At 38.1% G+C, this 13,198-nt stretch carries 15 protein-coding genes, 1 rRNA gene and 1 pseudogene; 9 read left to right on the top strand and 8 right to left on the bottom strand.

Annotated elements, in window-relative coordinates; translation table 11 throughout:
• A 5S ribosomal RNA gene (gene rrf / locus ACH0BF_RS25105) occupies window positions 1-75 on the top strand; the annotation flags it as partial.
• Window positions 76-341: 266 nt separating this feature from the next.
• On the opposite strand, the gene cyoE is transcribed toward rrf, so the two are convergent.
• On the bottom strand, window positions 342-1,283 hold the full coding sequence (gene cyoE, locus ACH0BF_RS16250; protein WP_340854295.1) for a heme o synthase: 942 nt from the start codon (window positions 1,281-1,283) through the stop codon (window positions 342-344).
• A 320-nt stretch (window positions 1,284-1,603) separates the two neighbouring features.
• Between cyoE and ACH0BF_RS16245 the strand changes: the two genes are divergently transcribed.
• Window positions 1,604-2,167, top strand: a complete 564-nt coding sequence (locus tag ACH0BF_RS16245; RefSeq protein ID WP_406909690.1) for an FAD-dependent oxidoreductase — start codon at window positions 1,604-1,606, stop codon at window positions 2,165-2,167.
• A gap of 152 nt (window positions 2,168-2,319) precedes the next feature.
• Here ACH0BF_RS16245 and ACH0BF_RS16240 read toward each other — a convergent pair whose 3' ends face one another.
• The gene (locus ACH0BF_RS16240) at window positions 2,320-2,466 is read right to left on the bottom strand and encodes a hypothetical protein (RefSeq protein ID WP_182916915.1); all 147 of its coding nucleotides are present in this window, start codon (window positions 2,464-2,466) and stop codon (window positions 2,320-2,322) included.
• A gap of 93 nt (window positions 2,467-2,559) precedes the next feature.
• A complete protein-coding gene (locus ACH0BF_RS16235; protein ID WP_340854293.1) occupies window positions 2,560-3,621 on the bottom strand; it encodes a glycosyltransferase family 4 protein in 1,062 nt (353 codons plus the stop codon).
• 280 nt (window positions 3,622-3,901) lie between these two features.
• Between ACH0BF_RS16235 and ACH0BF_RS16230 the strand changes: the two genes are divergently transcribed.
• The 3 genes from ACH0BF_RS16230 (at window position 3,902) to ACH0BF_RS16220 (ending at window position 6,889) form a co-directional block, all read left to right on the top strand.
• On the top strand, window positions 3,902-5,257 hold the full coding sequence (locus tag ACH0BF_RS16230) for an FAD-dependent oxidoreductase (RefSeq protein WP_406909689.1): 1,356 nt from the start codon (window positions 3,902-3,904) through the stop codon (window positions 5,255-5,257).
• A 291-nt stretch (window positions 5,258-5,548) separates the two neighbouring features.
• On the top strand, window positions 5,549-6,193 hold the full coding sequence (locus ACH0BF_RS16225; RefSeq protein ID WP_340854290.1) for a phosphatase PAP2 family protein: 645 nt from the start codon (window positions 5,549-5,551) through the stop codon (window positions 6,191-6,193).
• A gap of 54 nt (window positions 6,194-6,247) precedes the next feature.
• Window positions 6,248-6,889, top strand: coding sequence for a hypothetical protein (locus tag ACH0BF_RS16220; RefSeq protein ID WP_120030998.1), 642 nt, complete (start codon window positions 6,248-6,250; stop codon window positions 6,887-6,889).
• 428 nt (window positions 6,890-7,317) lie between these two features.
• On the opposite strand, the gene ACH0BF_RS16215 is transcribed toward ACH0BF_RS16220, so the two are convergent.
• The 3 genes from ACH0BF_RS16215 to ACH0BF_RS16205 form a co-directional block, all read right to left on the bottom strand.
• A complete protein-coding gene (locus ACH0BF_RS16215) occupies window positions 7,318-7,857 on the bottom strand; it encodes a PadR family transcriptional regulator (RefSeq protein WP_120031000.1) in 540 nt (179 codons plus the stop codon).
• A 45-nt stretch (window positions 7,858-7,902) separates the two neighbouring features.
• Entirely contained in the window at window positions 7,903-8,220 is a 318-nt protein-coding gene (locus ACH0BF_RS16210) for a hypothetical protein (protein ID WP_406909687.1), read from the bottom strand.
• Window positions 8,221-8,412: 192 nt separating this feature from the next.
• A complete protein-coding gene (locus ACH0BF_RS16205; RefSeq protein WP_406909685.1) occupies window positions 8,413-9,096 on the bottom strand; it encodes a YhgE/Pip domain-containing protein in 684 nt (227 codons plus the stop codon).
• A gap of 386 nt (window positions 9,097-9,482) precedes the next feature.
• Between ACH0BF_RS16205 and ACH0BF_RS16200 the strand changes: the two are divergent.
• Window positions 9,483-9,658: pseudogene (locus ACH0BF_RS16200) on the top strand (IS1595-like element ISSpps1 family transposase); the annotation flags it as partial.
• 114 nt (window positions 9,659-9,772) lie between these two features.
• On the opposite strand, the gene ACH0BF_RS16195 reads toward ACH0BF_RS16200, so the two are convergent.
• A complete protein-coding gene (locus ACH0BF_RS16195) occupies window positions 9,773-10,243 on the bottom strand; it encodes a CPBP family intramembrane glutamic endopeptidase (RefSeq protein ID WP_406909691.1) in 471 nt (156 codons plus the stop codon).
• On the opposite strand from ACH0BF_RS16195, the gene ACH0BF_RS16190 reads away from it, so the two are divergent.
• The 3 genes from ACH0BF_RS16190 to ACH0BF_RS16180 all read left to right on the top strand — a co-directional run bounded on the left by ACH0BF_RS16190 (window position 10,161) and on the right by ACH0BF_RS16180 (window position 12,363).
• Window positions 10,161-10,343, top strand: coding sequence for a hypothetical protein (locus ACH0BF_RS16190; protein ID WP_340854288.1), 183 nt, complete (start codon window positions 10,161-10,163; stop codon window positions 10,341-10,343). The two genes, ACH0BF_RS16195 and ACH0BF_RS16190, sit on opposite strands and share 83 nt — an antisense overlap.
• A 608-nt stretch (window positions 10,344-10,951) precedes the next feature.
• On the top strand, window positions 10,952-11,737 hold the full coding sequence (locus ACH0BF_RS16185; RefSeq protein WP_340854287.1) for a DUF4240 domain-containing protein: 786 nt from the start codon (window positions 10,952-10,954) through the stop codon (window positions 11,735-11,737).
• Window positions 11,738-12,078: 341 nt separating this feature from the next.
• A complete protein-coding gene (locus ACH0BF_RS16180; protein WP_120031008.1) occupies window positions 12,079-12,363 on the top strand; it encodes a DUF4183 domain-containing protein in 285 nt (94 codons plus the stop codon).
• A 106-nt stretch (window positions 12,364-12,469) separates the two neighbouring features.
• Here ACH0BF_RS16180 and ACH0BF_RS16175 read toward each other — a convergent pair whose 3' ends face one another.
• Complete coding sequence (locus ACH0BF_RS16175) at window positions 12,470-13,000, bottom strand: DUF4183 domain-containing protein (protein ID WP_406909684.1); 531 nt, start codon at window positions 12,998-13,000, stop codon at window positions 12,470-12,472.
• Window positions 13,001-13,198 lie beyond the last annotated feature (198 nt).

Here is a 13,198-nt window from a genome sequence, read left to right as displayed (position 1 = left end):
GAACACGGAAGTTAAGCTCTTCAGCGCCGATGGTAGTTGGGGGATTCCCCCTGTGAGAGTAGGACGCTGCCAGGCAACCCAAGAGAACAGCAGTGCTGTTCTTTTTTGTTATGCTCTATGGTTTGGTTCTTTAACTTACTCTTCGTCTCTGTTTAAACATGAAACAGCTAGGTGCTTTTATGAATTTACAAAGAGGAAGCTAATTAATTGGTCAATAGTTTCCTTCAGACACTTTTAAAAAACAACCCACTTGTTTAGTGGGTTGTTTTTATTTTTATTCTATTGTATTCTGCTAAACTAATGATTGGCTAATCCTTTTCAAAGGATGTCAAAAGGTAAATTTAAATAAATAAAGTGCCAATCAGACAGTACACAATGATGATAACAAATAGAACCGTCAAATGGTTAAGTGAGAAAATAAACATTGTAGTTGCCCACTTCTTAGGAGACATTTTCTTATAACCGATGATACTTAAGACAAGCCATGCACCGCTTAGAAGAAAAGCTACTAAAGCAATACCGATGCTTAAAGGCATGAAAAGAAAGCTTCCAGCGATTAAAGCAACTAAATACATATTTGTTTGTACATAGGTTCTTTTAAACCCTTTAACAACCGGGAGCATAGGAACATTTGCTGCTTTGTATTCATCATGTTTGCGAATCGAGATTGCGTAAAAATGGGGCATTTGCCAAAAAACCATGATTACAAACAAACCAAGAAGCTCAAGATGCATCAGATCCGGGGTAATAGCAGCCCAGCCGATAAGTGGCGGCATAGCCCCCGAAATACTTCCAACCTCTGTATTATAAATGGTCTGACGCTTAGTCCACATCGTATACGGTCCTACATAGAGAAATAAACCAAGAAAGCCAAAAAGTGCAGCAAGTGGAGAAGCAAAAGCAAGGAGCGCTAATCCCAACAATGTCATTGAAATACCTAACATGAGTGCCGGCTTTAGTTGGATTGCTCCGGTAACAGTCGGCCGTTTCTTTGTTCGTTCCATGATCGAGTCAATATCACGGTCGTATAAGTTGTTAAAGGTGCCTGCTGCTCCTATGACAAGCGCTGATCCGATGATGGTTAACAAGATTTCTGGAAGTTTCTCTACTGGATTTATGCCATTTATATATAAAGCTAATGCTAGTCCTGCAAATACAGCAATTAAATTTGATTTAATAATGCCTGTCTTAATAGTTTCTGCCAAAACTTTGGATAGGTTCTGTTTTGGCATGGCTAGAGAGGCTTTTTGTGCACTTCTATCTATTTTCACGTCACTTCGCATTTTTTCCCCTCTTCTTTCTGTAAGAAGTTGTCTACCTTTGTTAGTTTACCATAATTCAAGCTTTAAAAGGGATAGTAGCTTTGACAACTTTAGAACAACTATATAAAAAACTTAACTTAATACATAATAAGTTAAATCTCGTTTCTTTTTGCATGTTTGTATTTTCTTGAATCTTCTCTTGATTACAGGACAGATCTGAAATAGTGAGGCATTGAGCAATACATCATTTGGAGTAAATGATTATCAGAATCTTCTAATAAGTGTTATGATAATAATATTGTTCCATTATATGATGTATTAAGAAAAGGAGGGGGAGAATAGTGTACGATATTGCTGTTATTGGCGCTGGTCCTGCTGGAGCAAGTGCGGCTTTGTTCGCGGCAAAAGCGGGGAAGAAAACAATTGTTATTGATAGTGACAAAGGGATGACAAAGCGAGCATGGATTGAAAACCATTATGGAGTCTTAGAGATCTCCGGTCCTGATATGGTTGAAACAGGAAAAAAACAAGCTGCAAAATTCGGAGCGGAGATTGTTCAAGCAACAGTTTCAAATATAGTTAAGTCAGAAAATAGCTTGCAAATCGAAGCAGATGATAAAACATATGAAGCCAATCATGTGATTTTAGCTACAGGTGTATTAACGGATCTTGCTCAAAAGGTCGGTGTAAAAACAAAGACTGGGACGGAGCCGCGGATTAAAACCATTATAGAAGTAGATTCGTCTGGTAAGACAAATATTAACAACATTTGGGCAGCTGGCACTGTTGCAGGTGTCAGTGTTCACTCTATTGTTACGGCTGGAGATGGAGCAAAAGTAGCGATCAATGTTTTATCTGAAATGAACGGCGAACGTTATGTTGACCACGATGTATTAAAAGGATAGATTCTTTTCGCACGAAGATGGTTAATGGAGGATTTATCTTGAGGTAAAAGGCCGCTCTTTTACATTTTTCTGAGAGCGTGAAAGAGGGCGGAAACAGAAATAATAGGAAATAAAAAAGGGACGTCGTCATACGACTGTCCCTTTTTTAAAGCTTATTGAGTAATTTGTGAGGCAGGTAAGGTGATGATTTTCCCGCCAATTTGTATATGAATAGTATCGTTAAAAATTGCTTTTACGATTCCTTTTAGAGAAACAGTTGAATCAACAGAAATTTTTTTTGTCTCAGAATTTGCCGCCATCTATTTCAGCCTCCAATCGGGTAATTGAAATCAAGCAGATGTAAAAAATAAGCTGTAAGTTAATTATCGCACGTACATATGAAGGGTGTCAATTTAAGATCTACCTGATAATTTTCTATATATTTTTGAAAAAGTCTTATATCTTTCACCGACAGCTCCGACGAGTTCAGCAATCATATGGAGAATCGCTAATAGAAGAAGTAAAATGGCAAGCGAAGCCCACAAAGTAGCTGAAGATAAAAGAATAGCCGCAACGCTAAAAACTATGCCAAAGCCGTAAATAACGAGTACAGTATTTCTGTGGGATAGTCCCAAATCTAAAATTCTATGATGAAGATGAGATTTATCCGGCGCTGAAATGGGCTTTTTATTGATAATTCGGCGAATGATCGCAAAAGCTGTATCAAATACAGGTACACCTAAAATGATAATTGGAATAACAATGCTGAACAAGGTAACGCTCTTATACAAGCCGAGCAGAGATAAGATAGCAATAACATACCCGAGAAAAAGCGCTCCTGTATCTCCCATGAAAATTTTGGCCGGATGAAAGTTGTAACGTAAGAAACCGAGCGTACTTCCCAAAACGATTAAAGCTAAAGTCAAAATTAATTCCTTTCCAGAAAAAGCTGCCAAAATAGCAATGGAAGCAATACCAATGGATGAAATGCCCGCTGCTAACCCATCTAATCCATCAATTAAGTTCACTGCATTTGTTATACCCACAATCCAGAAAACAGTAAACGGATACGCCAAAAATCCGAGCTGAATTTTTTCATTGATAAATGGAATCATAATAAAGTCAATCGTTAAACCGGAACTGACAATGAGTATGGCTATTAAAATTTGACCAATAAATTTTATTTTAGCTGACAGTTCGTATAAATCGTCAAGAATCCCTAGCGCAATAATTAATAATGCCCCTATGCTGATAGTAGCTACTCGTTCTTCATATAAGCCCGCTGCAAAGAAGCCGGCAACGACACCAATAAAAATGGCTAGACCTCCTAATCTAGGCATTAAGGTTTGATGTACTTTTCTTTCATTCGGTTTATCAACTGCTCCTATTTTTATCGCAAATTTAATGACGAAAGGTGTAATAATTAAAGCCGCAATGAATGACACTGCAAAGGCTAAAAAAAGTTGTAAGTCCAATTTATAAAGCTCCTTTATGACTGTGTTCTATTAATTTAATCAAATTAATAACTGACAGTCTTTAAAATTCTACTCTCTCAATCTGATAATAAAAGAAAGTGGCAGATAGTACAATAATTATCACTCTAATTAATAATAACTTAATCTTTTTGTCGAGAAAAGCAGGGAAAATATCCACAATGTGCTAAAAGGGTGAGAAACCAAAAATATTCGGCAATAATCGACTATTTTAACAAGCTTTCCGCTATTTGTATCATAACAGATACAAAAGGGAATCTTAATGTATTATACAACAAGAGTGGTGTTACGAGTGAAAAATTTTGATGCGATTATTGTCGGCGGCGGGTTAGCCGGATTGTCTTCCGGGCTTGAATTAACAAGTAGGGGGAAAAGTGTACTTTTGCTTGAACAGGAAAGCGTCGTCGGTGGAAGAACCTCTTCCTATAATTTAGAAGGAATGGATGTAGAGTCGGGGTTTCACCGCTATATTGGGTATTATACTTATCTACCGAAGGTTCTGCGAAAAGCAGGAGTGGATCTTTCCGATATTTTCATGTGGGAAGAAAAAATTCATGTTAGGATAAATGATGAAAAGCCTTTAGTGCTTGGTATGGCTCCTTTATTAGGAATGATAAAAACAATAAAAGGAGTAGTTGGCAATCAAAAATATCTATCGTTAAAGGATAAGTGGTCTTTGCTGTCCTTTTTCATGAATGGTTTAAAGGATTACGTAAAGAAGCCGGGCAAGCTGGATCATTACAGTATTAAAGAGTATGCGGCAAAGCATGGTGTAACAGACAGGGCCTTTCATTATCTTATTGTTCCTTTAAGCTCTGGAATCTTTTTTTTGCCGCCTGATCGTTATTCGGCTTACGTATTTTTCGGTCTATTGGCACCGGCTCTTCCTAGATTTTACAGAATGAGAATTGGTGCTTACTTAGGGGGCATGACGGAAACCATGTGTCAGCCTATTGCTGAGCAAATTATCAAAAATGGTGGCACGGTTCAAACGGACGCTAAAGTCCAGTCCCTCGTTGTAGAAGATGGGAAAGTGAAGGGGGTTCAGATGGAGAATGGCGAAATACACCGGGCTAATCACACAATACTAGCGGTTACATTGTATGCTGCCAAGCAGTTGCTGAAACCGGCGTTTGAGAAGCATAATTGGTTTCAGCCGATGTTTCAGTTGCCGCTCATGCCCGCAGTCAGCTTCCAAATCGAAATGACCGAACCGGCTCTTCCTATTGATGTCACTACATTTGCTCCTTTTACGTGCCTGTCGAGCTTTGCTGAACAGTCTCGTACGACCTTTCGAGCTTCTCGGGGACGGCTATCAATTATATTAAGTCCGCCTGAGAAGTTTCTCCGTCTAGCTCCTGAAGAAACCTTAAAGTTGGTCTTAGAGGATGCACAAAAGATCGGACTATATTTGGAGGGCAAAATACTCAGTTATCGCCAGGTAAATCATGAGTATGATTTTCACAGCCTAGAACCGGGCTGTCAAAGCCTTCGGCCAACTCAAAAGCCGCCAGTGGAGGGCTTGATTTTAGCTGGTGATTATACGAGACAGCCTTATTTTGCCACGATGGAAGGAGCAACGTTATCCGGGTTAAAAGCAGCGTCATTCATCCAATAACTGCTGTAATATATTCATAAAAAAGCGATATTTAGACATAAAGGGTAGGGAAAGATGAACCGATAAAGCCAATCAGCTATCGCTGTAATAGCGACCACTGATTGGCCCTTTAGATTGGCCTATTTCTGTAACATAATAGCAGATGGATAAGAGTGGAAGTGAATTGTTTTTTACATCGCCTATCAGCAAAGAAGATCATTTTAGTAATGTATAATGAAAAGCATATCCGAGTAAAGTTAAACATAATAAATGATAAGCTAAGCTGCTTAAATAAGCTGGGGGATACAGAGCATGAGAACATTTTTCTTTTGGATGAGTTTGTTGGTATTTTTCTTACTATCTTTAACATTTAAACAACCTTTGCTCGAAAAGTATGATGTAGCCGTGATATTGTTTTTTGAAAGGATACGAACAGGGTTTTTAAACAACTTCTTTCACCTAGTTACCCAGATGGGTTCCATAAAAGTCCTTCTTCCTGTAGCTATTGTCATAGCAGTTCTACTGGCGGTTAAGAAAAAGTACCATGAAGCATTCTTTGTTATGCTTGTCTTTTGGGGAGCCAGATTGGCAAACAGTTTGCTTAAGGAGTTTTTTGGGAGAGAACGCCCTTCATTCCATTCGCTAGTACACGAGGGAAGTTACAGCTTTCCAAGTGGGCACACAATGAATTCGACTGTGTTGCTTGGGTTTTTATTGTATTTGTTCATTTATAGTCTCCAAATAGGCAAAAAATATTCAACCAGTTGGCTGTTGATCACTATAGTATTAGTCGTTCTTATTGCCACAAGCCGGATCTATTTAGGCGTCCATTATTTAACGGATGTTATAGCTGGAGGATGTGCTGGTTTATTGCTTCTGTTCCTTTTTATTTACTTATACGAGCTTACAGCTAGACGAGAAAACTCAATAAAGAAAGCTATTGGCAGTAATGAATAAAGCCGGAGCTTAAAGACATACTAAACCTGATTACCTGAAAGGAAGGGATGCAGTATGTCATTGGAATGGTTTGACCGGGTTAGCGGGGAGCTGCAAGATCATCTTGAGTCTATCTGTGAGAAATACGATGAAGTGGGCCACATGACGATTGACAGAGCAGCGAAGCATCCCAGGATCGAGTTCTTTGTAGAGACGAGCGAGGATGAGAGTGAATATTTCTGTACTTTATTTTTTGACCCGTATAACGAGGAATTTTACGTAAAAACATTAGAATTGGATTTTGAACAAATGTCCAAAACTGTTCTTCCAGATATTGAAGATATTATTGACGAAGTTCATGAAAGCTTCCACGAATTTATGGAAGGTGGCAGCGATTGGGAAGACGACGATGAGTTGGAAATGATAGTAGACGATGATTCTGAGAGGGTATTTCAAGAAATAGACGTAGAATGGTCGACACCGGAAGTCACTGCTTACGCTCATGAAGATGAAGTGGAAGTCACTTATCAATTTGGTGTGATTGAGGAGACGGGTGATGGTGTTCTTCGCAGAGTGAACCGGATAAAAACAGTGGATGATGAATTATTAGAAGATGAGACGAATTTCATTTTCAGTAAAGAAGAAGCCAATACTATCATTGCGATGATCGCCAGTCACGCAGATTCCCTCAGCGAATTTAATTTTGACAAATATTAATCTTTCCTAAGAACTGTTCTAAAACCGAATGTTATCGGCTCTTTGAACAGTTCTTTTTTGTGCGCCTGGGTAAAAGAAAAAAAGTGGCACGTGGAATCATTACAAAGGATAACTGGTCTGCACGTGGATAAGTGAAATAAGCTAAAGAGCCCTAGTGAGCAGTGCTTGAGAAGGATGAATCATCCCTTTGATTTATCGTATCTCCAAGAGGCTGGGGAAATTGAGCAAGAGGGGTAATAATTGGATGATGGTGATTTAAGTGCTTTCTCCACAATTTTCAACTTAATGAAGAACCCCTTTCACTTTTGGAAAGGGGTTTTTTCGTTATTTTTAAAAGCGTGCTCTGCGATTTGATGGTTCCTCATAAGTTTGTTTGGAAAGCCTTCTACATGTGCTGCCGGTTTATAATTGGAAGCCTATCCTTTTTATTATATATCCCCGCATTGAATTCGCTTAATTAACTCTTCAAGCCATTTAATTGTATGCTCTGCTTTAGTAGAAACATACCCACCTATAAACTCATTTAACTTTTCTTTATCCTTTTCTATGGAAACATGCTTTTTAAAATCCGCAATATGCTCCCAACGAGCAATATAATTTTTAAGTTTATTTTCTAGTATATCTACTACTTTGTGACGCTCCACATACTTGATATTGGCGAGTCCTACTAGCATGTCACTAATGGCATCCGCTTTTTCAAATAGTTTGTAGATTTTTTTTGGTAGTTCCTCGCGGCCTTTAGAGGTAATGGCGAAGACTTGCTTATCCGGTCGATGCTCTTCTTTTATAATTTCAACCGTTTCAATTAACCCCTGTTTTGCTAACGCTTCAAAATGGTAGTATAACTTACTCTCTGTTAATCCAGCTAGTTTATCCAACGGAATAGGCTCTGAAAGCTCTTTTTTCAACTTATAAGGATAATTATTATCCTCCATCAATTTGCTCAAAATAAAAATTTGGATGGACATTCTCTTTTTGCTCCTTTAAGAAGAGTTCTCCTCATTTTAGCAAAACTACATGCCAATTTCAGCAGGGGTTTCGGCGCTTTCAGCTTCCGTCATTGTTTTTTGTTGATCTACTGCTGATGATTTATGCAAAAACGCTACAATCGCTATGTTAATTAACAGGGCAACTGCTCCAACAGCAATCATCGACCAGATATACGGATTTGGACTGATGCTGCCATACAGATTCGCAAAATACGATTGAACCGAGTAATACATTGGTGAAATGTAGCTCATCCATTTATATGGCAAGTACATCATATCACGTGTCAATGTGGCGCCATTGGCTAATGTTTGGATCAACAAAATAGGTAAGTTTAATACCATGCCGCCTTCGCCAACCAGGAAGATCAAAATAGCTGTGAAGTTAAAACATACCATATAATTTAAAATTTGTTGGCCTAGTAAACCAAAGAATAGGTCACCGCTCGGTTGGTTGACTAGATAAGCTACTCCTGCAGCAAGGAAGGATGAGACAACAGCAATTAATAATGCGGCTAATTGTACATACAGGAATAATCATGTTTTACTTGCTTTTCCGCGGCTTGACTTAAATGCGCCTACCAATTGCATAGCTCCGATCATCGCACCAACATAACCGGCCATGGTTAAAAACATGGGCAGCATATTATTATTCATACCATCTGGCATTTTATTGACTGTTACTATATTTCCTACATACGCTGTTTCAATCTTTTTGGCTAATTCAGCAGCTTGCTTTTCAGGGACGTTAAAGTTCATTAGAACGCCTTGAGCGGTTTGCTGCGAGAACTGTTCGCTTAATTGATTATTAATTTCTGTAACGACGGACTTCATAGTGGATGAAACGACAGTTGCTCCCGCTTCATTAATTGTAAAATCGATGCTTGATGCCGTTTTGTCTTTTTGCATATCAGCAGAGAAGGTCTCAGGGATACGTACGACTAAGGCTAAATCATTTTTCTCCAAGTCTTTTAACGCTTGACTGTTCGTTAAATTAGTCTCGATTTTCTTAAATGGTAAATTTTCTTGTAACTGGTCGGCAATCTTTGCTCCATAGGCACCGGTATCCTCATTGATAATGGCAATCGGTAATTTATCGACATTACCTGGTATTGCTGAATAACCAGGCAAGAAGATGCCCAGCATGGCGATTGAATAGAAAATCCCCATGAATATGGCAGCAATGGCCCCTTTTGTTTTTAAAAACTGAATAAATTTCATAGGCTGCTTTTCCCTTTCTTAAGCTAAATATGATTCAAACAAAGTACTTTATTTAAAGTACTTTGTTTGAAATACTCTACTAGTTTAGTGTGTTCTTTTTATAAAGTCAATTATTTTCTTCTGAATCAATATGTTTAAAAGTCAGTTATATTGAAAATTAGGTAATCATTTAACATAAAGGTTACAATTTGGTTGTTATGTTGATGTAAATCATCGCTCCATCGCGGAAACGGGGCATTTTAAAATAGCAAATATGGGGCAATAGTTTCACAGCATGAGGCTTTAATTGGTGAATTGAGAGAGAAAATTTTCTCATGGATTTCATTGTCGGCATTGTGGAAGTAAATCAGTGGTTCGTTACGGCAAACGAGATGGTCGCTAACAGACAGTTTAATGGTGTTTCTAGAAGCATTTACAGCTTTATTTAGTGTGGTTTCAATTTCTCGGCAAAAGGAAAATGGAAAGTGAGTTGGACAGGAAAAAGCAGATGCTTATCTTGGCAAGTGTTCATAGTACTTGGGAAACCGCAGATAAGTTAAGGCTGAGAAACATGGCATTCTAAATGTAAAGATTACTCATGTTGTTTCATAGAAAATACAAATGCACATAAAAAATGAGCTGGGAAATTATCTCCAAGCTCATGAATTTTGCTGTCTGTTTTTTACTAAAGCCTTTGTTAGTAGAAGAGTAACACTAACAAATTATACAAGGAATGAATAATAATTACTGACCAAAGAGAATTACTTTTTTTATATACAAACCCAAATACAATACTCAATACAAAAACGCTTATTATAGAACCCAAAATATTAGGAAATTCAAACAGACCTTTATAAAACCAAATAGGAAAATGGATAGATACAAAAAGTAAAGATGTAATTGTGTTCGCTATCCAGAATCTATAAGAATCTACAAATTTTCTTAATAAAAAACCCCTAAAGACAATTTCCTCGGTTATTCCAACTAACAGAACAGTATTAAGCCATTGGTTAAATCCTATTTGAAAATTAAGATTTTTCTCTAAAATAATGACATTAACGACTACAAAATAGGATATGAAGATTATGGATACCCAACCTGTCCATATTAGCCCTTTTTTAATATTATTACGTAATCCTAAAAAGGAAGACGGGTCACTTTTTTCCACAATTTTAACTAAAAATATGACTGGAACAATCCAAACAGCTATTTTAGTGACAGCTGATGCTATAGCTCTGGGAACGGAATCCATCAAATTTAAATATTGAACTAACCATAATTATCTGATGCACCATAGTGTAAAAAATGTTATGAAATATACCCAAATATAATTCTTGTTTGATTTTACACTTACCAAAACAACACTTCCTTTTTCCACTAAACTGCCTCGTTAGTTTAAGTACGTCTCTTCATAATATTCGGATTTATTTTAACATAAATATCCAGTTGGGATTAAGCAAATTTAAATATGTGAAGCGGGTTCTTCATACCATTTTACAATTAATCAACCTTTTCCTTTAACATAGCCTAAGTGAAAATAAAAGAGTCGGAAGAGAATTGGGTAAGTGAGTGTGCCTATTATCATCCATCCAGAGACGATGCAAAATTCACTCCTCTTTAAGTAGTTATTTTTGTAGTTAGAGTACAGGTTTTGTACTTTTATCAAAGTGCATTTGATAGAATATAAATACCATGTCAATCAGGAAGAAACTATATACATTTGATGCATGGGGTAAGTCACTTTGTTCTTTTTTCACTTGCTTTAATGGTGAAACAGGACATATGTGAGAAGAGTTTAAAAGGCAAGGCCATATTGCCTTTTAATTCTTTAATCAGTGGAAAGAGCTTATTATGTCGCACGAAGGAGTGCTTACGAGTGGAAACATTGCTTATTTATCAGAATGATACATCTAATAAATTTTGGAAAATATACGTGTCCGGCAACTCATTTACTGTAACATATGGAAAGGTTGGCACAGGGGGATCGGTAAAAGTAAAAGATTTTGAATCAGAGGCGGCTTGTCAAAAGGAAGCAGAGAGGCTCATTCAATCTAAATTAAAAAAAGGATATATATGGTCAAGGTCTGCTTATCAAGTAATTAAAGAAAGTGCGATGACAGAAGAGCGGTTTTGGGAGCTGCTCGGGACATCTAAAGAGAAAGGGCAGAGTATAGACGAGCAAATCGAGTGGTTAGTCACCTATTTGTCGAGAAAATCGATCAAGGACATTGTTATGTTTGATTCAATTTTCAATCAGCATTATTACCAATCCTATACATCTGATTTGTGGGCGGCTGCTTACATCGTTATGGGGGGATGTTCAGATGATTGCTTTGATTACTTTAGAGCATGGATGCTTTACCTTGGACAAGAGACGTATGAAGAAGCGATTAAGAACCCAGAAACTCTTCTCCCGCATTTTAAGAGATTAGAAGAGCAAGAGGACATTCCACAGCTGGAGGAACTATTGTATATTGCCAGCTCTGCTTATGAGGAAAAAACAGGACTAGATGATGAGGCGTATTTCAAGGTGTATGATCAATTAGTAAAAGATGATGAAGGTGAACCAGAAATGGAGTTTGACTGGGAGGAGGAGGATGAAGAAGGATTGCGGAAAAAATTCCCTCTGTTGTGGGCAGAGTATGGAGAAAAGCCATTATGAGGATGAGAGAAGATAGTAGTTATGTTGATCCCTCAGGCTACAAATTGCTCTTCCACTAATTTGCATAAAGTGGAAGTCTTTTCAGGCTTCAGAAGAGGGAATAAAAGAGTCGCCCCTAGACGGGAGAATACAATTGTTTGGAGTTTGAGCCACTGACATTCCTTGCGGTAAGTTGGTGGCTGTTTGCATGTGCTCTCTTTAAAATAACAGCCGTCTGGCCTGACTGCACGGACGCCATTTAAAATTAGACGGATGGACTGGGAGATTTAGTCGTTTCTAAAAAAAGGCACCAGAATAAGATAATAGTGCAGGGACAAACTTTTTGAAAGGAGTGAACGTGAATGCCAATTATTAAACCCTTTATGGCTTCGAGAAAGTTTTTCGCTACCATAGGAGACGGGACAGGTACTGGTGCGACCTTTGCCATTGCGGCTACAGCTTTTACTGACGATACGGGAGCAGCTGCCACAGCATTTCCAGGGTCACTTGCTTATTATGTTTTATATATAAATGCTCAGCCGCAAACAGCTGATACTTCAACTCTTACTCCTACAGAAATAACGATTCCAGGCGGTGACGTGCTTGATCCGGCCACTCCAATTCTTATTGAAGTTGTAGTTAACTAGCGGGTTTTTATTGAATGGACTAGTTTCCCTTTAGGGAAACTAGTCCATTTTTTATTTTACTATATCCCTTTATTCCTCAAGATAAGAGAGAAGCAGCTATCACTTTTTATCCATTAATAGTTATAAATTGAAGCGTAATCGGTACGCCTTCTGCCGGGGGCTGATCCGTCAATAAAGTTAATTCTCCTGCTTCTACTTTGTAGTCACTCTGAGGTTGGATCATGCCATTGATAAACAAATTGATATAAGAAACTTGGCTCGGTGGCAATATTTCTGTTGTTCCGTATTGCTCTAATCCATCGCTGTTAGTATAAGTAAGTTTTTGTCCATCTGAAAAAGTGAAGTATAGTGAATTTTGTGCAGGAATGGGACTTGGAATAGAGGGGCCAGGAGGACCGGGAGGCCCAGGAGGACCAGGTAATCCCTGTGGTCCGGGCCTTCCTTGAGGGCCGCGTGGACCAGGAGGACCGGGTTCACTTTTTTCTTCCGAACGTTCAGGAATGGGGCAGGAATAGAAACGAGGCCATGTGCTTCTTGTGTGTGTTTTTTTTCGATAATTGTTGGTACGTGTTCTCTTGCAGTTTATCCCACGTTGATAAGGTTTGTTGGGAGGATAAGGATGTTTCCCAATAGACACCCAATACTTACATGATGGGCTATATCTAGATGAGCATCTACATGATTGATCGCTAAAATGACAGTTTGGGCATAAGTTCAATCAAATCACCTCTTCATTCAGTTACTATATTTTATTAATTACTAGACAAAGTGCCTGTGCTTATAAGCTAGAACAGAATCCTGGCACTTTTGCCGTTTTCGATAGCATTTCCCTTAA

The sequence above is a fragment of the Pseudobacillus sp. 179-B 2D1 NHS genome (genome assembly GCF_045370945.1).
Classification (GTDB): domain Bacteria; phylum Bacillota; class Bacilli; order Bacillales; family Domibacillaceae; genus Pseudobacillus.
Note: the sequence above shows the minus strand (reverse complement) of the source record. Positions and strands in the feature narration are given on the sequence as shown.

What these genes read in the sequence shown, in the direction of transcription:
- cyoE (WP_340854295.1), bottom strand. Translation starts at nt 1,283, where the DNA reads ATGCGAAGTGACGTGAAAATAGATAGAAGTGCACAAAAAGCCTCTCTA.
- ACH0BF_RS16230 (WP_406909689.1), top strand. Translation starts at nt 3,902, where the DNA reads ATGTATTATACAACAAGAGTGGTGTTACGAGTGAAAAATTTTGATGCG.
- ACH0BF_RS16205 (WP_406909685.1), bottom strand. Translation starts at nt 9,096, where the DNA reads ATGAAATTTATTCAGTTTTTAAAAACAAAAGGGGCCATTGCTGCCATA.
- ACH0BF_RS16225 (WP_340854290.1), top strand. Translation starts at nt 5,549, where the DNA reads ATGAGAACATTTTTCTTTTGGATGAGTTTGTTGGTATTTTTCTTACTA.
- ACH0BF_RS16180 (WP_120031008.1), top strand. Translation starts at nt 12,079, where the DNA reads ATGCCAATTATTAAACCCTTTATGGCTTCGAGAAAGTTTTTCGCTACC.
- ACH0BF_RS16240 (WP_182916915.1), bottom strand. Translation starts at nt 2,466, where the DNA reads ATGGCGGCAAATTCTGAGACAAAAAAAATTTCTGTTGATTCAACTGTT.
- ACH0BF_RS16190 (WP_340854288.1), top strand. Translation starts at nt 10,161, where the DNA reads ATGGATACCCAACCTGTCCATATTAGCCCTTTTTTAATATTATTACGT.
- ACH0BF_RS16220 (WP_120030998.1), top strand. Translation starts at nt 6,248, where the DNA reads ATGTCATTGGAATGGTTTGACCGGGTTAGCGGGGAGCTGCAAGATCAT.
- ACH0BF_RS16210 (WP_406909687.1), bottom strand. Translation starts at nt 8,220, where the DNA reads ATGGTATTAAACTTACCTATTTTGTTGATCCAAACATTAGCCAATGGC.
- ACH0BF_RS16215 (WP_120031000.1), bottom strand. Translation starts at nt 7,857, where the DNA reads ATGTCCATCCAAATTTTTATTTTGAGCAAATTGATGGAGGATAATAAT.